17 protein-coding genes and 1 riboswitch are annotated in these 20,095 nt (G+C 66.7%); of the genes, 10 read left to right on the top strand and 7 right to left on the bottom strand.

Annotation, left to right across the window (positions count from 1 at the left end; translation table 11 throughout):
- Nucleotides 1-118: 118 nt before the first annotated feature.
- From ACH0AE_RS03160 to ACH0AE_RS03140, 5 genes are all read left to right on the top strand, one after another.
- The gene (locus ACH0AE_RS03160) at nt 119-1,495 is read left to right on the top strand and encodes a glycosyl transferase family protein (RefSeq protein WP_294443244.1); all 1,377 of its coding nucleotides are present in this window, start codon (nt 119-121) and stop codon (nt 1,493-1,495) included.
- Nucleotides 1,492-2,502 carry a hypothetical protein gene (locus ACH0AE_RS03155; protein WP_294443245.1) on the top strand — a complete coding sequence of 337 codons (1,011 nt, stop codon included), beginning with the start codon at nt 1,492-1,494 and terminating at the stop codon, nt 2,500-2,502. The genes ACH0AE_RS03160 and ACH0AE_RS03155 overlap by 4 nt, the downstream gene beginning before the upstream one ends.
- Before the next feature lie 46 nt (nt 2,503-2,548).
- The gene (locus ACH0AE_RS03150; protein WP_294443246.1) at nt 2,549-3,463 is read left to right on the top strand and encodes a sulfite exporter TauE/SafE family protein; all 915 of its coding nucleotides are present in this window, start codon (nt 2,549-2,551) and stop codon (nt 3,461-3,463) included.
- Entirely contained in the window at nt 3,460-4,218 is a 759-nt protein-coding gene (locus ACH0AE_RS03145) for a TIGR02186 family protein (RefSeq protein WP_294443247.1), read from the top strand. Before ACH0AE_RS03150 ends, ACH0AE_RS03145 begins: the two co-directional genes overlap by 4 nt.
- A gap of 84 nt (nt 4,219-4,302) precedes the next feature.
- Nucleotides 4,303-5,964, top strand: a complete 1,662-nt coding sequence (locus ACH0AE_RS03140) for an ATP-binding protein (protein ID WP_294443248.1) — start codon at nt 4,303-4,305, stop codon at nt 5,962-5,964.
- A gap of 64 nt (nt 5,965-6,028) precedes the next feature.
- Here ACH0AE_RS03140 and ACH0AE_RS03135 read toward each other — a convergent pair whose 3' ends face one another.
- The 4 genes from ACH0AE_RS03135 to ACH0AE_RS03120 form a co-directional block, all read right to left on the bottom strand.
- A complete protein-coding gene (locus tag ACH0AE_RS03135) occupies nt 6,029-8,206 on the bottom strand; it encodes a sodium-translocating pyrophosphatase (RefSeq protein ID WP_294443249.1) in 2,178 nt (725 codons plus the stop codon).
- Nucleotides 8,207-8,352: 146 nt separating this feature from the next.
- On the bottom strand, nt 8,353-9,243 hold the full coding sequence (gene thiL / locus ACH0AE_RS03130) for a thiamine-phosphate kinase (protein ID WP_294443250.1): 891 nt from the start codon (nt 9,241-9,243) through the stop codon (nt 8,353-8,355).
- 30 nt (nt 9,244-9,273) lie between these two features.
- The gene (locus ACH0AE_RS03125) at nt 9,274-9,933 is read right to left on the bottom strand and encodes an MBL fold metallo-hydrolase (RefSeq protein WP_294443251.1); all 660 of its coding nucleotides are present in this window, start codon (nt 9,931-9,933) and stop codon (nt 9,274-9,276) included.
- Nucleotides 9,930-11,852 (bottom strand): prolyl oligopeptidase family serine peptidase, encoded by a 1,923-nt coding sequence (locus tag ACH0AE_RS03120; RefSeq protein WP_294443252.1) that lies wholly within the window; start codon nt 11,850-11,852, stop codon nt 9,930-9,932. Before ACH0AE_RS03120 ends, ACH0AE_RS03125 begins: the two co-directional genes overlap by 4 nt.
- 85 nt (nt 11,853-11,937) lie before the next feature.
- Between ACH0AE_RS03120 and pabB the strand changes: the two genes are divergently transcribed.
- The 4 genes from pabB to msrA all read left to right on the top strand — a co-directional run bounded on the left by pabB (nt 11,938) and on the right by msrA (nt 15,977).
- A complete protein-coding gene (gene pabB / locus ACH0AE_RS03115; RefSeq protein WP_294443253.1) occupies nt 11,938-13,722 on the top strand; it encodes an aminodeoxychorismate synthase component I in 1,785 nt (594 codons plus the stop codon).
- A gap of 29 nt (nt 13,723-13,751) precedes the next feature.
- Nucleotides 13,752-14,951, top strand: coding sequence for a pyridoxal phosphate-dependent aminotransferase (locus ACH0AE_RS03110; protein WP_294443254.1), 1,200 nt, complete (start codon nt 13,752-13,754; stop codon nt 14,949-14,951).
- A gap of 62 nt (nt 14,952-15,013) precedes the next feature.
- Nucleotides 15,014-15,283, top strand: coding sequence for a hypothetical protein (locus ACH0AE_RS03105; protein ID WP_406875440.1), 270 nt, complete (start codon nt 15,014-15,016; stop codon nt 15,281-15,283).
- 37 nt (nt 15,284-15,320) lie between these two features.
- Nucleotides 15,321-15,977: a peptide-methionine (S)-S-oxide reductase MsrA gene (msrA, locus tag ACH0AE_RS03100; RefSeq protein WP_294443256.1), complete on the top strand. Its 657-nt coding sequence runs from the start codon at nt 15,321-15,323 to the stop codon at nt 15,975-15,977.
- Nucleotides 15,978-15,997: 20 nt separating this feature from the next.
- On the opposite strand, the gene ACH0AE_RS03095 is transcribed toward msrA, so the two are convergent.
- From ACH0AE_RS03095 to ACH0AE_RS03085, 3 genes are read right to left on the bottom strand one after another with little or no spacing between them, the layout of a single operon-like run.
- Nucleotides 15,998-16,573 (bottom strand): histidine phosphatase family protein, encoded by a 576-nt coding sequence (locus tag ACH0AE_RS03095; protein WP_294443257.1) that lies wholly within the window; start codon nt 16,571-16,573, stop codon nt 15,998-16,000.
- A complete protein-coding gene (locus ACH0AE_RS03090) occupies nt 16,570-16,950 on the bottom strand; it encodes an adenosylcobinamide-GDP ribazoletransferase (protein ID WP_294443258.1) in 381 nt (126 codons plus the stop codon). Before ACH0AE_RS03090 ends, ACH0AE_RS03095 begins: the two co-directional genes overlap by 4 nt.
- A 41-nt stretch (nt 16,951-16,991) precedes the next feature.
- Entirely contained in the window at nt 16,992-18,926 is a 1,935-nt protein-coding gene (locus ACH0AE_RS03085) for a TonB-dependent siderophore receptor (protein ID WP_294443259.1), read from the bottom strand.
- 130 nt (nt 18,927-19,056) lie between these two features.
- Nucleotides 19,057-19,261, bottom strand: a riboswitch (cobalamin riboswitch).
- Between the two features lie 40 nt (nt 19,262-19,301).
- On the opposite strand from ACH0AE_RS03085, the gene cobU reads away from it, so the two are divergent.
- Complete coding sequence (cobU, locus tag ACH0AE_RS03080) at nt 19,302-19,799, top strand: bifunctional adenosylcobinamide kinase/adenosylcobinamide-phosphate guanylyltransferase (RefSeq protein ID WP_294443262.1); 498 nt, start codon at nt 19,302-19,304, stop codon at nt 19,797-19,799.
- The last annotated feature ends 296 nt before the right edge of the window (nt 19,800-20,095 follow it).

Below are 20,095 nucleotides of genomic sequence, written 5' to 3'. Positions count from 1 at the left end.
CCCATCATCAAATTGAACGCAGGTTATACCCCTAATAATTAAGTCTTTGCCGCAGCATTTTCTGTGTTAGCCATCATAAAAGTAACCGAGTCGGGGGGCGCGGGAATTGCTACAGTGGATGGCGGGCACAGCGTGGCTTGATGCCATGCTGGTCGAGTTGACGTTGTTTGCCGCAGTAGGATTTTGCCTGGGTGGATCAGACGATGTCCTGGTTGATCTCGCCTGGTTCTTTCATCGCCTCGTCTACGGCACCACGCGTCGTGCCATTACCAGCTTGCCGCATCCCGTCACCCCGGGTCGCTTCGCGATCTTCGTCCCGACTTGGGAGGAGGCCGGCGTGATCGGGGCGATGCTGTCCACCACGCTGGCCCGCGTCGATCATGCCGATTATCGCATCTACGTCGCCTGCTATCCCAATGATCGGGACACGATCGCGGTCGTATCGGCGATTGCCGGCCGCGACTCGCGCGTGCGGCTGGCGGTCGGCGATCGGCCGGGGCCCACCACCAAGGCGGATAATCTCAACACTCTGTGGCGGGCGCTTCGGTCGGACGACGCACGCGACGGCACGGTCACGCGCGCGGTGGTGCTCCACGACGCAGAAGACGTCGTCCACGCCGCCGAACTCACCGTGCACGACGCGCTGCTCGGCCCGTGCGGGCTGGTGCAGATCCCGGTCCTGCCGCTGATCGATCCCGCAGCGCGGATGGTGTCGGGCCATTATGCGGACGAATTCGCCGAATCGCATGGCCGCCAGATGGGCCTGCGCGCCGCGATGGGCGCCGGCCTTCCGCTCTCCGGCGTCGGCTGCGCGGTGACGTGCGACGTCCTCGCCGAACTGGAAGCGGCGTATGGCACGCCGTTCGACGAGGCGAGCCTGACGGAGGATTACGAACTCGGCCTGCGCGCCCACGCGCTCGGCCACAGGGCGTGCTTTGCACGCGTCACCGATGCCGATGGGGCGCTCGTGTGCGTCCGCGCCTTCTTCCCCGCCACGCCCAATGCGGCCGTGCGGCAGAAGGCGCGCTGGATGACGGGCATCGCGCTCGCCGGCTGGGATCGCATCGGCTGGGGCCGCTGGTGGCATGTCGCGGAACACTGGATGCGCATGCGCGATCGTCGCGCTCCGCTCGCCGTCATCGTGCTCCTCGCCGCCTATGTGGCGATCCTTGCCTGGCCGTTCTCGATCATCCTCCATTTCCTGCTCGGCACCGCCCCGCCGCCGGTCGGGCCCGGGATGGCCGCCATCCTCATGGTCAACGCAGCCCTTTTGTGCTGGCGCCTGATGTGGCGGATCGCGACCACGACGCGGTTCTATGGCTGGCGCGAGGGATTGTGGTCGGTGCCGCGCGCGGTCGTCGGCAACGTGATCGCGCTGTTCGCCGCACGCCGTGCCGCCGCCACATACGCGCGGATCCTCGCCGGCAACAAACCACAATGGGACAAGACGGCGCATGTCTTCCCGGTTCTGCCTCATGATGGAGCGGCCGAATGAGCGCGCCGGCCACTGCGCGCGGCCGCCCCTTGCGCTTCCTCGTCACCCTCCTCGGCCTCTGGACCGCCGCCCGCGTCGCCCAGCATTGGCCCGAGCCACCAACCCTCCCGCACCTCGCCACCGCCATCGAAGCGGCCACCATCCCCGCCGAAGTTGCCGCAGCACCCGCCGCCACTCACGCCACTTTTGAGGCATCCGGCGTAGCCACCGTGGCCTCCGTGGCGCGTGTCGCTCCTCCCGCATCGCGACCGCCACGATCACAGCCACAGCCGGAAACCGTCGCTGCGGCCCTGCGCCCCTACCTCATCGCTTCGCAGGCGAGCGTCGGCGTGGACACGGCAACCGTGATCCCCACCACGCCCGCACCGCTCCGCCCCACCCCGTCGCGCCTCGCCGGCAGCGCCTGGATGATCGTGCGCGGATCAGGCAACGCCACACCCTTCGCGCCCCAGCTCGGCGGCAGCCAGGCGGGCGTCCGGCTGACCTATGCGATCACCGCAAACCGGCGCTTGGCCGTCACCGGTCGCTTCTCCACGGCACTCGCCTCACGCCAGCGCGAAGCGGCAATCGGCCTCGACTGGCAGCCTACTGACCTTCCGATCCACATCGTCGCGGAACAGCGCATCGGCATCGAACAGGCACGCGGCGGCCCCTCACTCAACGTGATCGGCGGCTTCGGCCCGACGCCGATCGCGGGTCGGCTACAACTCGATGCCTATGCCCAGGGCGGCGCCATCGCACGTGATGGCGTCGAAGGGTTCATCGACGGCGCGATGCGGCTGAACCATCCGGTCGCCACCCTCGGCTCTGCGCGTCTTGATCTCGGCCTCGGCGCCTGGGGCGGGGCGCAGCGCGGCGCGTCACGCCTTGACGCCGGTCCCAGCGCCTCGCTGGCCCTCCCGGTCGCGGACCAGAACCTGCGCCTTTCGCTCGACTGGCGCCAGCGTCTGGCAGGCCGCGCCGCGCCATCGTCCGGCCTGGCGTTCTCGATCGGAACCGATTTCTGACCGCTGGCGCTTCCGCCTCGCGGCCGATAGGCATATCCGGGCGGCCATGGATCTTTACCTCCCGATCGCGAACCTGTCGGTCAACGCGCTCGTCATCATCGCGCTGGGCGCGGGGGTCGGGCTGCTGTCCGGGATGTTCGGGGTCGGCGGCGGCTTCCTCACCACGCCGCTGTTGATCGTCTATGGTATCCCGCCCACGGTCGCTGCCGCCTCCGCCGCCAGCCAGGTGACCGGCGCCAGCGTCTCGGGCGTCTCGGCCTATCTGCGGCGCGACGGGGTGGACATGAAGATGGGCGGCGTGCTCGTCGCCGGAGGAATCATCGGATCCGTCGCCGGCGCATGGCTGTTCCAGCTGCTCCAGGCGACTGGGCAGATCGATACCACGATCGCCATCACCTATGTGCTGCTGCTCACCACGATCGGCGGCCTCATGCTGAAGGAGTCGGTCGAGGCCATCGCGGTCACGCGCGGCCGCCGCCCGGCGCCGCCGCGCCGCCGGCGGCATCATCCGCTGGTCGCGGCGCTGCCCTTCCGCATGCGCTTCTATCGCTCTGGCCTCTACATCTCGCCGCTCGCCCCGCTGCTGCTCGGCTTCGCGACCGGCATCCTGACGATCCTTCTCGGCATCGGTGGCGGCTTCGTCCTCGTCCCCGCGATGATCTACCTCCTCGGGATGGCAACGCAGGTCGTTGTCGGCACCTCGCTGTTCCAGATCCTGTTCGTCACCGCCGCGGCCACCATGGTCCACGCGCTCACCACCAAGGCGGTCGATATCGTCCTCGCCGGCCTCTTGCTGCTCGGATCGGTCGTCGGCGCGCAGGTCGGCGCACGCTTCGCCGCGCGCGCTAAGCCTGAGTATCTTCGCCTCGCCCTTGCGCTGATGGTGCTGCTGGTCGCCGGCCGCATTGCGCTCGGCCTCGGATGGCGCCCGTCGGACATCTACTCGGTCGAGCTTTCGTGAAGCGCCTCGCACTCGCCCTCGCCGCGCCGCTGCTGCTGGCGCAGGCCAAGCCGGTGCTCGTGCCGGACGTGTCACAGCGCGACATCCAGATCGCCTACAGCTTCACGGGCGCCGAACTGCTGTTGTTCGGCGCGATCCTTTATCCCGGCGGTAAGGTGCCCGACGACGAGCATCGCACCGATCTCGTCATCGTCGTGAAGGGCCCTACCCAGTCGATCACGGTGCGCGAGAAGGAAAAGATCGCCGGCATCTGGGTCAATGCGCAGGCGCTACGCTATCGCTCGGCTCCAAGCTTCTACGCCATCGCCTCCTCGCGGCCGATCGACCAGATTGTCGACGATCGGACGCGCGCGATCTACGAGCTCGGCCTCGGCAGCCTGCAGCTCTCCCCGGTGTCCGCCGCGCCCTCTGCGGTGCAGGATCGCTTCACCCGCGGCCTCGTCGATCTGCGCCGCCGCGCCGGCCTCTATTACGAGGCGCCGGGCGCGGTCGAGATCACGGAGGGCGTGCTGTATCGCGCCCGCGTCTCGATCCCTGCCCGCGTGCCGGTCGGCCGCTTTACCGCGGAAACCTTCCTGATCCGCGACGGCAAGGTTCTGGCAGCGGCGGTGCGCGATATCGAGGTTCAGAAATCCGGCTTCGAGCGCTTCGTCGCACGCGCCGCGGACCGCGCCGCACTCGCCTATGGCCTCAGCGCAGTGGCCATGTCAGTGCTGTTGGGCTGGGGCGCGGGAAGCATTGCGCGCCGCTTTTGAAGCACTTCGCTGCTCGCACTCACGGTTAATTTACGATCTTTGCGCCAAGAGTGGCCGGATGAGCAACGCCCGGGACATGCCCGAATGACCGAGATGCCGCTTTCCGGCGCGTTCGAGGCGCGCGCGCTTCACGCCGCCGATCGCGCGCTCGCCGGGCCGGATGCTATTGGTATTGTGCTCGAAATTGCGGGCTCATCCAGTCAGGTGATGTTCGATCCGGCCGCCATGGCGGTGATCGCGCATGATCCTGATCCGGCCGCCGCTGCCACCGGCCAGGTCGGCGGCCAGATCAAGCTGCGCGTCGGCAATTCATGGCTGATCGCCAACGTCCGGTCGCTCCGGCTGGATGATTTCACCACCGGCCGCATCGTGGCGCACATCGATTTCCTCGGTGAAGGCGACGAGGAGCGGCTGACCGGCAAGCTCTACAATTTCCGCCGCGGCGTCACGCGTTTCCCCGCGCCCGGCGCTGAGGTCTATCCCATCTCCACTGCCGATCTGGTCCAGATCTATGCCGCGGACGATCGCGCCAGCATCGAGATCGGCCACGTCTATCCCACCACGGATATCCGCGCCGCGCTTTACGTCGATGCGATGCTCGGCAAGCATTTCGCACTGCTCGGCTCCACCGGCACCGGTAAGTCGACGTCGGCAGCGCTGATCCTGCACCGTATCTGCGAACTCGCGCCGCAGGGTCACATCGTCATGATCGACCCGCACGGCGAGTATTCCGCCGCGTTCAAGGGCAATGGCGCACTCTATGACGTGTCGAACCTGCAGATGCCTTATTGGCTGATGAACTTCGAGGAACATTGCGAGGTGTTCCTGACGACAGAGGGCGCAGAACGGCAGGTGGATGCCGACATCCTCGCCAAATGCCTTCTAGCCGCCCGCGCCAAGAGCCGCGTCGGCAGCGAGATGCCGAAGATGACGGTCGACGCGCCGGTCCCGTATCTGCTCAGCGACCTCACCAACCTGATCCAGCTCGAGATGGGCAAGATGGACAAGGCGACCAGCACCGCGCCTTACCTTCGCCTCAAGACCAAGATCGACGAGATCAAGGCCGATCCGCGCTACAGCTTCATGTTCTCCGGCATGCTTGTCGCCGACACGATGAGCGATTTCATCCAGCGCATCTTCCGCCTGCCCGGCGATGGCCGGCCGATCTCGATCATCGACGTGTCCGGCGTGCCGAGCGAGATCACCTCGGTGGTGGTCGCGGTGCTCAGCCGCATGGTGTTCGATTTCGCCATCTGGTCGCGCAACGAGCCGCAGCGGCCGATCCTGCTCGTCTGCGAGGAAGCGCATCGCTACATCCCGCGCGAGGATGATGGATCCTCCGTAGGCCGGATCCTCGGCCGCATCGCCAAGGAAGGCCGCAAGTACGGCGTCTCGCTCGGCCTCATCACTCAGCGCCCGTCGGATCTGGCCGAAGGCGTGCTCTCGCAATGCGGCACGATCATCGCGATGCGCCTCAACAACGATCGCGACCAGGCGTTCGTCCGCGCCGCCATGCCGGAAGGCGCGCGCGGCTTCCTCGATTCCATCCCCGCCCTGCGCAATCAGGAATGCATCATCTGCGGCGAAGGCGTGGCGATCCCGATCCGCGTCTCGTTCGACAAGCTGGAAGAAGCGAAGCGGCCGGCCTCCGCCGACCCGGTTTTCTCGAAGCTGTGGCGTGATGTCGGCCACGAGGAGGAGATCATCCAGCGCACCATCCAGAAGTGGCGCGCACAGGGCCGCTAGAGCGCGCCCCGCCCGGTCCGGGAGGAGCGCTGCCCCTCCCGTCCGAAACCATCTTCAGTCGCGATCAGCCCGCCGCCAGTGCCGCGAGCAGCAGCAGCGCGACGATATTGGTGATCTTGATCATCGGGTTCACCGCCGGACCCGCGGTGTCCTTATACGGATCGCCCACCGTGTCGCCGGTCACCGCTGCTTTGTGCGCGTCGGATCCCTTGCCGCCATGGTTGCCGTCCTCGATATACTTCTTGGCATTGTCCCAGGCGCCGCCGCCGCTCGTCATCGACAGCGCGACGAAGAGGCCGGAGACGATCACGCCCAGCAGCATGGCACCAAGCGAGGCGAAGCCCGATGCCTGCCCGTCCACCGCCGTGACGATGAAGTACAGCGCGATCGGTGACAGCACCGGCAGCAGCGAGGGGATGATCATCTCCTTGATCGCCGCGCGCGTCACGAGGTCGACGGTACGGCCATAGTTGGGCCGGCTCGTCCCCTCCATGATGCCCGGATTGTCACGGAACTGGCCGCGGACTTCCTCCACCACGCTGCCGGCGGCGCGGCCCACTGCCGTCATGCCGAACGCGCCGAACAAATAGGGTAGCAGCGCGCCGAGCAGCAGACCGACGATGACGTACGGATTTGACAGGCTGAAATCGACCTGGATGTCCGGAAAGTACGTCTGGAGGTCGGTTGTGTACGCCCCGAACAGCACCAGTGCCGCAAGGCCAGCCGATCCGATGGCATACCCCTTCGTCACTGCCTTGGTGGTATTGCCCACCGCGTCCAGCGCATCGGTCTTCTGGCGGACTTCATCCTCCAGGCCGGCCATTTCGGCGATGCCGCCGGCATTGTCGGTCACTGGGCCATAGGCATCCAGCGCCACGACCATGCCGGCCAGCGCCAGCATCGATGTCGCCCCGAAAGCGATGCCGATGATGCCTGCCAATTTGTACGCGGCCACCACTGCGATAACGATCACCAGCGTCGGCAGCGCGGTGGCTTCGAGGCTGATCGCCAGCCCCTGGATCACGTTGGTGCCGTGGCCGGTCTCGCTGGCCTTGGCAATCGACTTCACCGGGCGATAATTGGTGCCGGTATAATATTCGGTGATCCAGACGATGAGGCCGGTCACCGCCAGGCCGATCATCATGCACCAGAACAGATCCATGCCCGTGAAGGCATCCGCCCCGGGTGCGCCGGTGATGTCGGTGACGACCAGGTCGCCCGCCCCGCTCACCACCGTATCCGTCTGTGCGTCGAGGAAGCCCGACGCACCGATCGTCGCATTGAGATCCCCCAGGGTCATCTGCGTCGCGACATAGATCGCCGGAATGGCAAGCACCGCGGAGGTCCAGAAACCCTTGTAGAGCGCGCCCATGATCGAGCCGTTCGCGCCCAGCCGCACCATGTACGTGCCGATGATCGATGTGATGATGCACACGCCGCCGACGATCAGCGGCAGGCTCATCAACTGCATCAGTTCTGCCGCCGATGCCTGGATCAGCAGCGCGATCGAGATCATCGTCACGCCAAGCGTCACGACATACGTCTCGAACAGATCGGCCGCCATGCCGGCGCAGTCGCCGACGTTGTCGCCGACGTTATCTGCGATGACCGCGGGGTTGCGGGGGTCATCCTCCGGGATCCCAGCCTCAACCTTGCCGACGAGATCCGCGCCGACGTCCGCCGCCTTGGTGAAGATGCCGCCGCCGAGGCGCGCGAAGATCGAGATCAGCGATGCGCCGAACGCCAGCGCCGTCAGCGCTTCGATGATCTCGCGCGCATTGGGTGCGTAGCCGGCGGGCCCGGTCAGATACCAGAAGAAGCCAGCGATCGCGAGCAGCCCAAGCCCCGCGACGAGCATCCCCGTCACGGCGCCGGACCGGAACGCCATGGTAAGGCCACTCTGCAGGCTGCCGCGCGCTGCCTCCGCCGTGCGGACATTGGCACGCACCGAAATATTCATCCCGACGTAACCAGCGACACCGGACAGAAACGCGCCGATCACGAACCCGATCGTCGAAAGCGCGCCGAGTGTTGCGGCGAGGATCACGGCGACAATCACGCCAACGATGGCAATGGTGGTATATTGCCGGCCAAGATAGGCCTTCGCCCCTTCCTGGATGGCGGCGGCGATGTCTTGCATCCGGGCATTTCCCGGCGACGCACGTAGGACTTGTTGGCTCGTAAAGATGCCATAGACCACGGCCAGCAGGCCGCAGAGGATGGCGATGTAGACCGTGGTCATCGCGTTCCTTCCCCTAAACAATGCGCTGGTAGGCCTCATCTTTGATGAGCGCCGCCGAACTTCTATTGTGGGGTGGAGCGTAACCGCCTGAAGCGAAAGCGCAAGCGCGGGTTCGTGAAGGGCTGGCCGGCCCTCACGGATGGCGATCAGGCGCGGTGTTCGAAGCCGAGGCGCGCCGGCGGGGGCACCGGTTGCCCGCTCTGCGTCAACACCATGCCCTTGCCCGGAGCGAAGTGCCCGATCCGCGTCGCGTGGCCGGTCGGCCGCTGATCCGGCGGCAGCGCGCAGAGCAATTGATAATCGTCGCCAGCCGTCACCGCGGCCAGCACATCGTCCCCGGCGAACGCGCGATAGGCTGACGACAGTGGCACCGCATCGAGCGCGATCGTCACCTCGAGCCCGCTTGCCGCCGCCATCCGCCATGCATCGATCAGCAGGCCGTCGGAGACGTCCATCATCGCATGCGCGATCGGCCCCAGGACGCGCCCTTCGGCCAGCCGGGGCCGCGGCCGGCGATAGACCGCCAGCAGCGTGGACGGTCCGTCACCCGTTTGTGCGACCTTCAGCCCAACGCCCGCGTCACCGATCGTCCCGGTCACCCACAGTGCATCTCCCGGCCTGGCGCCCGAACGTGGCGGCGCGGCGGCGTCCGCACCGAACGCCGTCACCGTCAGCACCCGCGGCGCGCCCGCAGGCAGCGACACCGTGTCCCCACCCAGCAACGGGCAGTCGAGGGCGGAAAGGCACGCATCCAGCCCCGCCAGGAACCGCCGGTCCCATTCCCCGCCCGACAGCGGATAGTTCAGCAGCACGCCTTCCGGCCGCGCGCCCTTGCCGGCGAGATCGGACAGGCTGACCGCAACCAGCTTCCACGCCACGTCGCCGGGCGGATCGTCGGGCAGGAAATGCACCCCCTCCACCAACGTATCGGTAGTGAGGACGAACTCGCCCAGCCGCGCGGCATCGTCCGCCAGCCCCAGCGCGCCCTTGTGGAGCGGCAGCCGGCGAAGCGCAGCGATGAACTCGGCTTCGGTCATATCATCGCGTCGTGGGCTGCGTGATCAGGGTCAGTCAGACAGCGCGTCGTCGCTGACGAACATGTTCCACTGCCGCTCGTGCCCGAAGGTCGACGGCTTGCCGTGCCCGGGGATGAACGCGGTCTCGGCGCCCAGCGGCCACAGCTTGGTGACGATCGAGTTCACCAGCTGCTGGTGATTCCCCTGTGGCAGGTCCGTCCGGCCCACCGAACCCTGGAACAGCACGTCGCCGACCTGCGCGAAGTTCGACGGCGGATGGTGGAAGATCACGTGCCCCGCGGTGTGTCCGGGCGTGTGATAGACGTCGAGCGTCAGATCGCCCACCGTCACCGTATCGCCGTCGTTCAGCCAGCGATCAGGCTCGAACGGCACGCCGACGATGCCCCACCGGGCGCCATCCTCTTCCAGCCGCTCCAGCCAGAAACGATCGTCCTCATGCGGGCCTTCGATCTGCACTCCCAGCTCGTCCGCCAGCGGCTTCGCTGCGCCGGCATGGTCGATATGGCCATGCGTCAGCAGGATCTTCTCGACGGTAACGCCGGCCTGCCCCAGCGCCGCCTTGATCCGCGGCACGTCGCCGCCGGGATCGATCACCGCCGCCTTCATGGTGCGCGTGCACCAGATCAGCGTGCAATTCTGCTCGATCGGCGTGACCGGAACGATCATCGCCTTCAGCGCGGGCTCACTCATTTCGCATTCTCCCCGAGCAGGTAGCGCTGCCAGAAGGTGAGCACTGCCAGCGTCGAATAATCGCGGTTTTCCTTCTTGGCGAACCCATGACCTTCGTCCGCCGCGACGATGTGCCACGCGGTGCCGCCACCCTGGCGCACCGCCGCGACCAGCTGGTCCGCCTCGGACTTGGGCACGCGCGGATCATTCGCCCCGGTCACCACCAGCAGCGGCACCTTGATCTCGTTCACCCGCGTCATCGGGGAAATCTCGATCAGCTTGGCCTTCTGCTTGGGATCACGCTCGTCGCCATATTCCACGCGGCGCAGGTCACGGCGATAGCTTTGCGTATTCTCGAGGAAGGTCACGAAATTGGAGATGGCGACGGTGCATTGCGCGCCCTTCAGCCGGGCGCCGTAACGGATCGCCGAGGCGTAGCACATGTACCCGCCATAGCTGCCGCCCTGCACGCCGATGCGCGCGGCATCGATCGCCGCATCCTTGGCGAAGTGATCCAGGAAGGCGCCGATGTCGTGCACCGAATCCTCGCGCTTGAACGGGCCGTTATCGAGGCTGACGAAGCGCTTGCCGAAGCCGGTCGAGCCGCGAACGTTCGGATAGAAAAGCGCGATGCCAAGCTCCTTCAGATAGTAATTGGCCGCCCCGCGATAGCTCGGCCGGGTCTGCCCCTCCGGCCCGCCATGGATGTCGATCAGCAGCGGGCGCTTGCCCGGAAACTTGGCCGAGTCGGGTCGATAGAGGAAGCCGGTTACCGGCTCCCCGTCGAAGCTCTTCACCGTCACGAGTTCAGGCGCCACATTCTTCGCCGCATCCAGCCCGCCCGTCTCGCTCTCCGTCCAGCGCGTCACCGCCAGCGTTGCGGGATCGACCACGAAGGCGTCCCCCGGCGTGTTCGCGCTGCTCACCGTCACCGCGACCGCGCCCCACGGCGCGATCGAGATGCCACCGACGACACCCTCCGGCAGCCCGGTCACCTCGCGCATCTGCCGGGTCTTGGGATCGAGCAGCTTCAGCCGGCCCACGCCCGCCTCATTGGTCACATAAGCGATGAAGCTGCCGTCGTCGGCGATCTCGAACTCGTCGATGTCCCACTTCGCCGGCGGCGTCACCGGCGTGAACTTGCGCGTGCGCGGATCGAGCGTGCCGAGCCGCTGCACGTCCGAGCCCTGGTCGCTCGTCACCCACAAGGTGCCGTCCGGAGCAAAGCGCGCATTGCCCCATGATACCGTGCCCTTAGGATCCGTGATCGGCGTCAGCGTGCCGCTCGCAAAGTCGAGCGAGTAGAGGTTCGATTTCTGGACGGAGACATATTGGCCAACAACGGCGGACTTCCCATCCGGCGCGAAGTCCGAGATCCCCCAGCCGCCGCCCTTCACCTGGGCGACCAGCCGGTCGGTCTTGGGATCGCGCGGGTCAACCACGTAGAGGTCGCTGTCCGTGCCATTGCGGCGCGTGGAGGAATAGCCCACCAGCTTCCCGTCGTGGCTGAACGCACCGAACTGGTTGCGGCTCTTGCCGTCGGTGATCAGCGTCAGCCGGCCATCCTTCAGCGTGTAGAGCTGATAGAATTCACCGCCGCCGGTATCCTTCTGCACGACGAGGACGTCACCGCTCTTGGAGTAGCTCGCGCCCCCCACCCGATCGGTCTCGAACGTTATCTGGCGCCGCATCGCCAGCGGCGAAGCCACCGTGTGCAGCTGGGCGACATTGGCGAAACGCGTGGAAATCAGCAGCGACCGGTCGACGGGGTTCCAGTCGACCGCCCCGGCCGAGCGCGCCTCGAGATAGGGGCGGACCTGCTCGGCAAGCGCGACCGGGATCGCCGGCACTTCCTCGGCGGTGATGGCGGCGGGTTTGGCGACTTGGGCGGCGGCGGGAAGCGCGGTCACGGCCAGCGCAGCAAAGGCAGATCGAAGCATTTACCGTGCTTGCCCCGGTCTTTCCGCGCCCGCAAGCACCATGGACGGGGTTGCCGCCCGGCGGAAGCGCGGGCATTGCCGGCACATGTCGCCAGACGCGCCTCTTGCTGCGCCGTTCGTGCTGCTTGACGATGCCCGGCCACAGGGCGCCGCAGCCCGGCTGTATCGCCAGCCGCTCGAGATCATCGAGGCTCGCTCGGCAGATGCCGTCGGTCCGGCGCTGGAGCGGATACGCGCTGCTGTCGCCGCCGGGCGCCACGCCGCCGGCTTCCTCGCCTATGAAGCAGGTGTCGCCTTCGAGCCACGCGCGGGCACGCCCGGCTCGATCGCGATGCCGCTCCTCTGGTTCGGCCTGTTCGATGCGATGGAAGAAATCGCTGACCCGGAAACCTGGCTCCCCGATCCGTCCGGCGCCTGGATCGGCGAGCCCCAGCCCGCGATCACGCGCACTGACTATGACGCAGCACTGACCCAAGTGCTCGATCTGATCGCGGCCGGTGACATCTATCAGGCGAACCTCACCTTCCGCGCATCGGTGTCGATCCTCGGCGATCCGCTCGCCGCCTATTCGGCGATACGCCGCCGCGCGCAGGCCGGCTGGGGCGCGATCGTGGCCACCGGTCAGGACACGCTCCTGTCCTTCTCGCCGGAGCTCTTCTTCCGCCTCGACGGCGGAACGCTGACCTGCCGCCCGATGAAGGGCACCGCCCGCCGGCACGCCGATCCCGAGGTCGACGCTGCCGTCGCGGACGACCTTGCCAGCGACGAGAAGCAGCGCGCCGAGAACCTCATGATCGTCGATCTGATGCGCAACGATCTCTCGCGCGTCGCGATCGCTGGCAGCGTCGCCGTGCCCGAACTCTTTGCGGTCGAACCCTATCCCACCGTCCACCAGATGACCTCCACTGTCACCGCCACGCTCGCGCCGGGGCAGGACGCCGTCGACGTGCTGGCGGCGCTGTTCCCGTGCGGCTCGATCACCGGCGCCCCAAAGGTACGCGCGATGCAAGTCATCGGTGATGTCGAACATTCCCCCCGCGGCGCCTATACCGGCGCGATCGGGCGCTTCGATCCCGGCGGCAGCGCACAATTCAACGTCGCGATCCGCACCCTCGCCATCCATGCGGACGAGGATCACGCAACGCTCGGCCTCGGCGGCGGCATCGTCGCGGATAGCCGCGCCGACGCGGAGTGGGACGAGGCGCTCGCCAAGGGCGCTTTTCTCACCCATGGTCAGCGCCCGCCGGACCTGATCGAGACCATGGCGTTCGATCCAGACGCCGGCATCGTGCTGGCCGAGCGGCATCTGGCGCGCATGAAGCGCAGCGCGCTTACCTTTGGCTTCGCCTTCGATCGGCACGATGCCCGCAACGAGCTTCAGGCTGCGACCTTCCGCTTGCGCCAGCCGGCCAAGATCCGCCTCGTCGCCAGCGCCGCGGGCCGGATCGCGATTGAGGTGGCGCCCATGCCCGCCCTGTCGGATCGCCCGCTCGCCATCGCGGTCGCGCCGCTACCGGTCGACTGCCGCGACTATCGCCTGCGCCACAAGACCAGCGATCGCAGCTTCTACGATGCCGCGCGCCGCGCCGCGGGGACGGCCGAGATCGTGTTCCTCGATCCCGAGGGCTTCGTGACGGAAGGCAGCTTCACGAACGTCTTCCTCCGCCGCAACGGCGTGTTGCTGACGCCCCCGCTCCGCCGCGGCCTGCTGCCGGGCGTGCTACGCGAGGAGCTGATCGAGTCCGGCCGTGCGGTGGAACAGGATTTGACCACCGCCGATCTTTCCGGGGAACTTTTCGTCGGAAATGCGTTGCGCGGTTTGATCCCTGCGTTGCTCGCAGTTGCGAAATCGGATCAGCGGTCGCTATAGCCCGCGGCGCTTACAGGAGCCGCCCCATCATGAAGACGTCCGCCGCGCTCGATCGCATCAGCCCATCGCCGACCCTGGCGATCACCACCAAGGTGCAGGAGCTGAAGCGTGCCGGCATCGACGTTATCGGCCTGGGCGCCGGCGAGCCTGATTTCGACACGCCCGATTTCGTCAAGGAAGCCGCGATTGAGGCGATCCGCCGCGGCCAGACGAAATACACCAACGTGGATGGCACGCCCGAGCTGAAGAGCGCGATCGCCGCCAAGTTCAAGCGTGACAACGGCCTTGAGTACACGCCCGCCCAGATCAGCGTGAACGTCGGCGGCAAGCACACCCTGTTCAACGCCATGGTCGCCACGGTCGAGGCGGGCGACGAGGTGATCGTGCCCGCCCCTTACTGGGTCAGCTATCCGGATGTCGTTCAGTTCGCCGGCGGCACGCCCGTCGTCGTCGCGGCCGGGCCGGAACATGGCTACAAGCTGACGCCGGCGATGCTGGAGGCCGCGATCACGCCGCGCACCAAGTGGCTGATCCTGAATTCGCCGTCGAACCCGACCGGCGCCGCCTACACCGCCGCCGAGCTGAAGGCACTGGGCGAGGTGCTGGAACGCCATCCGCACGTCTGGATCTTCGCCGACGATATGTACGAGCATATCGTCTATGACGATTTCCAGTTCGCCACGATCGCTGAGGTCTGCCCGTCGCTCTACGAGCGCACGCTGACGGTGAACGGCTGCTCCAAGGCTTATGCGATGACGGGCTGGCGCATCGGGTTCGCCGGCGGCGCGCAGTGGCTGATCAAGGCGATGGCGAAGCTCCAGTCGCAATCGACCAGCAACCCCTGCTCGATCGCTCAGGCTGCGGCGACGGCGGCGCTGAACGGCGACCAGTCCTTCCTCGCCGAGCGCAACGCCGCGTTCAAGGCGCGCCGCGATCTCGTCGTCGGCATGCTGAACGACACGCCCGGTATCACCTGCCCGACGCCGGAAGGCGCCTTCTACGTCTATCCCGAAGTCTCCGGCCTCATCGGCAAGACGACGCCGAAGGGACAGAAGATCGAGACCGACAGTGACTTTGTCGGATATCTGCTGGAAGAAGCGCGGGTTGCCGCCGTGCAGGGCGTGGCTTTCGGCCTCTCCCCGGCAATGCGCATCAGTTATGCCACGGGTGAGGACGTGCTTCGCGAGGCATGCACCCGCATTCAGCAGGCCTGCGCCATGCTGCGCTGATCCTCGTTCGGTGCCAGTGCAATAGAAGCTGGCACCAATCATTGGTGTGACATGGGAAACGATTGCTTTCCCGCTTCGACATTCAGTCGAAAGACGGGCGTACCTATATCGCAACCCACGATGAACGGCGCTTCCATGCATCGTTCAGCAAACCGGTGGCAGAAGTTGCCATCGGATCAACGAATAAAAGAGCCAAGACGATGACCCGCTTTCTCAAATCCAGCTTCCTGTGGCAGTTCGCCGGCGGGTTCGTGCTCGGCGCCGTTGGCCTGTTCGCACTGACGCCCGTCACCGATCCGGTCACCGGCGCGCCGATCGAGCAGGTACGCTGATCTTCCGCTCCGTTCAGGGGCTCCCCATATCGGCGTCATGCGTCGCTTCCTGATCCCGCTACTTGCCGCCGCAGCCGCCAGCGCCTGCAGCGCCCCCGTCGCCGCCGAGCGCGCCGTGCCGATCCCGGCTGCGCAGCGCGACATTCCTCCCGCCCCCGGTCTCCAGACCGCCGTCCTCGCCGGCGGCTGCTTCTGGGGCATGGAAGCGGTGTTCGAACGCGTCAAAGGCGTGCGCTCGGTTACGTCCGGCTTTGCCGGTGGCGACCGGGCCTCCGCGAACTATGCCGCTGTGTCGACCGAGGGCACGCGCCACGCCGAAGCCATCCGCATCGTCTACGATCCCCGCCAGGTCAGCTATGCGACGCTGCTTCGGGTCTATTTCGCGATTGCGCATGATCCGACGCAGGTGAACGGGCAGGGCCCCGATCGCGGCCCCAGTTACCGCTCGGCGATCTTCCCGCAGAACGCTGCCCAGCGGCAAGTCGCCAGCGCCTATATCGCGCAGCTGACCCGTGCGAAGGCGTTCCCGAAGCCGATCGTCACCAAGCTGGAAACCGGCCAGTTCTTCCCGGCGGAAGCGTCCCACCAGCAATTCTACGATCGCAACCCGAATCACCCCTATATCGTCCGCTGGGACAAGCCGAAGGTCGCCGCCTTCAAGGCCGCCTTCCCTGCCCTCGCTCGCCGCATCTGATCGGCGCCGCCGCGACGCTCTTACAGCTCGCGCGGCGCCGACGAGCCGTCACGCCGCACTTCGATGATCGCGCCATGGGGCGGCACCAGCTCGATCATCTTTTCCAGCGGATGGCCGGTCAGCAGCGCCCGCAGCGCCGCGATCGGGCCGCCATGGGTCACCACCACGATATCCTCGCGATCGCTGAGGTCGCGCCAGGCGGCATGAACGCGCCGCATCAGCGCCGCGCCCGTTTCGCCGCCGCCGGGGCGGAAGGTCGCGGGCGCCGTCATCATCTTGTCCATCAGCGCACCCGTTTCGCGCCAGATCGCGGTCCAGCTTCGCCCTTCCCACCCACCGAAATCGCGTTCCAGCCAGTGCGGATCGGAAACGACCGGCCGGCCTGAGCGCTTGCGCACCATTTCGGCCAGCTGACGCGTTCGGATCGCCCCCGAATGGACGATGAGCGAGTGCGGCTCCGCCGCCAGCCGGTCGGCCAGCTCGCCCGCCATCCGCATCCCCTCGCGGCTCCAACCCATGTCGGATCGGCCATAGCAACGACCGGCCCAGGCCTTGGCAACCGGCGGATGGCGGACGAGGAGGACGCGCCCGCTCACCGCACTGCCCCGCAGAGCAGCACGGAAAGCTGGCCCATGTAAGCCGCGAAGCCCAGGCAATCGCCCGTGCTCCCCCCGATCCGTTGCTGCAGGAAGCGCCTGATCCACCACAGGAACAGAAGACAGATTGTTGTGCTGCCCAGAAGCGCCGCGGGGCGGACGAGCAGGAAGGGCATAAATGGCGTGATCCCGGGTAGGGTAAGCAGAACCGCATCAGCAGTGCGCGATACTGGAACGCCACCTCCATAGTCCGCCCCCGCATCTTCACGGAAGAGGCTGGTGAACAGCGCTTCACGTCCGCGAGGCACACCTCGTTGGAAGATCGATCCAGTCTTCGCGGCCGAACAGCGCGCGCGCCTCCCCCACGCGCCCACCATGGGCGCAGAACGTGGCGAGGGCGCGCGCGTCGGTCATCGCCTCAGTACGTCAGGCGTACGCCGGCGAATGCACCGCGCCCCGGCTGACCATATTGGTAGACCGTCTGATAGCGCTCGTTGAACGCATTCTCGATGCGGCCGTACAGCTCCAGATGCTCGTTGATCGGGAAGGCGGCCCGCACGTCGGCGATGACATAACCGTCCAGCCGCCGCGCGTTGGAGGCATTGTCGAAACTGTCGCCAACGGCGGTGATCGTCGCGCCGGTGGTCAGGCCGAGCGGCCAGCGATAATCGGCGTTCACCGTCACGCTGGTGTCGGGCCGACGCGCCAGATCGCGCCCGAAGTTCGCCGTGCCGACCGACCGGTTCTTCGCGTCGAGGTAGGTGTAGCTCGCACTCACCGTGAAGTCGTTGGTCGGCCGCAGCAGCAGCGTCGCCTCGACGCCCTGTGCAACCGTCCGCGCGATATTGTCGTAGGTGCCGCTTGGCCGGCCGGCGCATATCCCGGTCCGCGGCGGTGGGCACGAAATGAAGGTGATGAGGTCGGAGGACTTGCGATGAAAGTACGTCGCGCTCGCCTCCAGCGCACCGCCTAGCGCCCGCTGCGTGATCCCCGCATCCCAGTCGTGCGACCGCTCCGGCCGAAGCGCGCCATTCCCATATTCGCTCTGCAGCTGGTACAGCGTCGGCGCCTTGAACCCTTCCGAATAGCTCGCGCGCACCGTCGTCGCGCCGCCATTGGGTGAGTAAGCAGCGCTGCCCGCAAAGGTCGTCGCGCCGCCGAACACATTATGGTCGTCGTGCCGCAGCCCGGCGGTCGCGGTCAGCCCGCCGATCGGCGTCACCACCAACTGGCCATAGACACTGAAGATCCGCGCGCGGCCGCGCGTCACGGGGCCGCCATAGCTCGACGAGGAGAAGCGCGAGACTTCGCGCTCGGCGCCGAACGTGGTGAAGACGGCAGAGCCGAGATCGGCCGTGCCCTGGTATTCCAGCCGCTCGTTACGGCCGATCCCGCGGAAGGTCTCGGTCGGGGTGCCGTCCGGATCGATGTTGCGCCGGTCCGTCTCGGTCCGGGCGTACGCAAAGCGGTTGCGGAAGCGGCCGTCGAACAGCGCTGCATTCAAGCCGGCATAGGCAACCCACTGCTCGCTATCGCCAAATTCCCGCGTGTCGCCGAACGTGAAGCTCGGCGCCGGGAAGCCGTCGATGTCGGTCCGGCCGTTGCCGTAGAAACCGCGCAGGTCCAGCGAGACGTTGCTGGCCAGTTCGATCCCCAGGCTCGCGTTCCCGGTATAGTTGCGAAAGCCGTCGCGCTCGCTCCCAGCTGCGAAGGTCGAGACCCCATCCGTCGTGAAATAACCGCCGCCGAGGCTTGCCGAAACCGGCCCCGACTTGCCCGAGACATTTGCATAGGCCTGGCCGCTATTATGCCATCCGCCCTCGGCGCGGGCGTTGACCGCCAGTTCCTCCGTCGGCTGGCGCGTGATCAGGTTCACCACGCCGCCGATCGCCTGATTGCCCCACAATACGGACTGTGCGCCGCGTAGTACCTCGATGCGCGCAATGTTGCCGATCAGCAGATTGCCGAAGTTGAACCCGCCCCCCGTGGAGGACGGATCGTTGAGCTTGATCCCGTCGATCAGCGCGACCGTCTGGTCGCTATCCGCCCCGCGGATATTGACCGATGTGGACGTGCCAGCGCCGCCATTGCGGACGACGGTGACACCGGGCGTCTGGCGCAACAGGTCGGATACGATCGTTGCCTGCCGCCGTTCGATCGTCTCGGCATCCAGCACCGTCACTGCCTGGCCGATCGTGGAGGCAGGGCGCGCCGCGCGGTTGGCCGTGACGAGGATATCTTCCCCGCCGGCAGTCGCCTGCTCAAGGCCGAACGTGGATTGGGCGCTTTGCGCAAGTGCAGGCGTGGCCGCCGCAATGCACGGCAGCAGGATCAGATAGGCACGATTTTCCAAGGCGTTTCCCCCTCGCATCAACAACGGGGCACGCGCCACGGCTTCGCGGAACAGCTGTTCCGTCGCGCACGACCCCAACGACGTCGTCACGCGAGGAAGAACCTCGATCGCCCGGAACACCCCGTCCGCGCGAAGGACAACCGCGACAGGCAGGTCTCCTGGCTCCCGGGTCATCGCCTTGCTCGGCCTTCCCGGATCGCAATCGATCCAGTGGCACACGAGGAGCAACGCTCGCCGGTCACAGTTGCGGGGACAGCTCCGGATGGCGAGCTTGACGCTCGCGTCCGGATTCCCTTTTGATTCCATCTCTGGAAACCTGTCGCGCTGGCGCCCTATCGGATCAGCGGAGCGGAAGGCAAGACCATCGTGAAGATCATGTTCCTCGGCGGTGCCCGCTCAGGCAAAAGCCGCCTCGCGCTCCATGCTACCGAGCGCCATCCAGGCCCGCTTCATTATCTCGCCACGGCAGAGGCGGGCGACGCAGAAATGGCCGAGCGTATCGCCCATCACCAGGCGGAGCGAAGCGGGCGCTGGCGCACCGTCGAATGCCCGGTCGCGCTGCCGGATGCGATCCGATCCGTCACCGGCGGCGCGATCATGGTCGATTGCCTGACCTTGTGGCTGTCGAACCTGATGATGGCTGAAGCAGACATCGAGGGGCACACCGCCGATCTTCTCGGGGCAATCACAGGGTCGCCGCTGCCGCTTGCCATTGTCACCAACGAGGTCGGCCTCGGCATCGTGCCCGAGCATCCCCTCGGCCGCCGCTTCCGCGATGCCGCAGGCCGCGTGAACCAGGCAATCGCGCGCTACATGGATGAGAACTATTTCATCGCCGCGGGGCACGTCCTCCCGCTGCAGCGCTTCAGCTGATCAATCCGACAACGGTTTAGCGCTCGTCCTGTACGGTGCGCGGATCGCGACCCGCGGCGAGGCCGCGGAGATTCTGACGACACTCATCAAGAGCGTGAATGATCTGCCCACAAGGCTGCAAGCCTCGGGGAGAGGGTGAAGGCGAAGGTATCGCGCCTGATAACCTTGGCCAGAAACGACAACGCCGCCCCGAAGGGCGGCGTTTGTCGTTCTATGGTGTTGGTTGCGGGGACAGGATTTGAACCTGTGACCTTCAGGTTATGAGCCTGACGAGCTACCGGGCTGCTCCACCCCGC

It is taken from the genome of Sphingomonas sp. 179-A 2A2 NHS, from assembly GCF_045371305.1.
Lineage (GTDB): Bacteria > Pseudomonadota > Alphaproteobacteria > Sphingomonadales > Sphingomonadaceae > Sphingomonas.
This window is presented reverse-complemented; position numbering and strand designations above follow the sequence as displayed.

Excerpts from the sequence above, each read along its gene's own strand:
- msrA (WP_294443256.1), top strand. The coding sequence starts at position 15,321 with ATGCGTCGCTTCCTGATCCCGCTACTTGCCGCCGCAGCCGCCAGCGCC.
- ACH0AE_RS03150 (WP_294443246.1), top strand. The coding sequence starts at position 2,549 with ATGGATCTTTACCTCCCGATCGCGAACCTGTCGGTCAACGCGCTCGTC.
- ACH0AE_RS03155 (WP_294443245.1), top strand. The coding sequence starts at position 1,492 with ATGAGCGCGCCGGCCACTGCGCGCGGCCGCCCCTTGCGCTTCCTCGTC.
- cobU (WP_294443262.1), top strand. The coding sequence starts at position 19,302 with ATGTTCCTCGGCGGTGCCCGCTCAGGCAAAAGCCGCCTCGCGCTCCAT.
- ACH0AE_RS03125 (WP_294443251.1), bottom strand. The coding sequence starts at position 9,933 with ATGAGTGAGCCCGCGCTGAAGGCGATGATCGTTCCGGTCACGCCGATC.
- thiL (WP_294443250.1), bottom strand. The coding sequence starts at position 9,243 with ATGACCGAAGCCGAGTTCATCGCTGCGCTTCGCCGGCTGCCGCTCCAC.
- ACH0AE_RS03110 (WP_294443254.1), top strand. The coding sequence starts at position 13,752 with ATGAAGACGTCCGCCGCGCTCGATCGCATCAGCCCATCGCCGACCCTG.
- ACH0AE_RS03160 (WP_294443244.1), top strand. The coding sequence starts at position 119 with ATGGCGGGCACAGCGTGGCTTGATGCCATGCTGGTCGAGTTGACGTTG.
- pabB (WP_294443253.1), top strand. The coding sequence starts at position 11,938 with ATGTCGCCAGACGCGCCTCTTGCTGCGCCGTTCGTGCTGCTTGACGAT.
- ACH0AE_RS03090 (WP_294443258.1), bottom strand. The coding sequence starts at position 16,950 with ATGGTGGGCGCGTGGGGGAGGCGCGCGCGCTGTTCGGCCGCGAAGACT.
- ACH0AE_RS03140 (WP_294443248.1), top strand. The coding sequence starts at position 4,303 with ATGACCGAGATGCCGCTTTCCGGCGCGTTCGAGGCGCGCGCGCTTCAC.
- ACH0AE_RS03135 (WP_294443249.1), bottom strand. The coding sequence starts at position 8,206 with ATGACCACGGTCTACATCGCCATCCTCTGCGGCCTGCTGGCCGTGGTC.
- ACH0AE_RS03120 (WP_294443252.1), bottom strand. The coding sequence starts at position 11,852 with ATGCTTCGATCTGCCTTTGCTGCGCTGGCCGTGACCGCGCTTCCCGCC.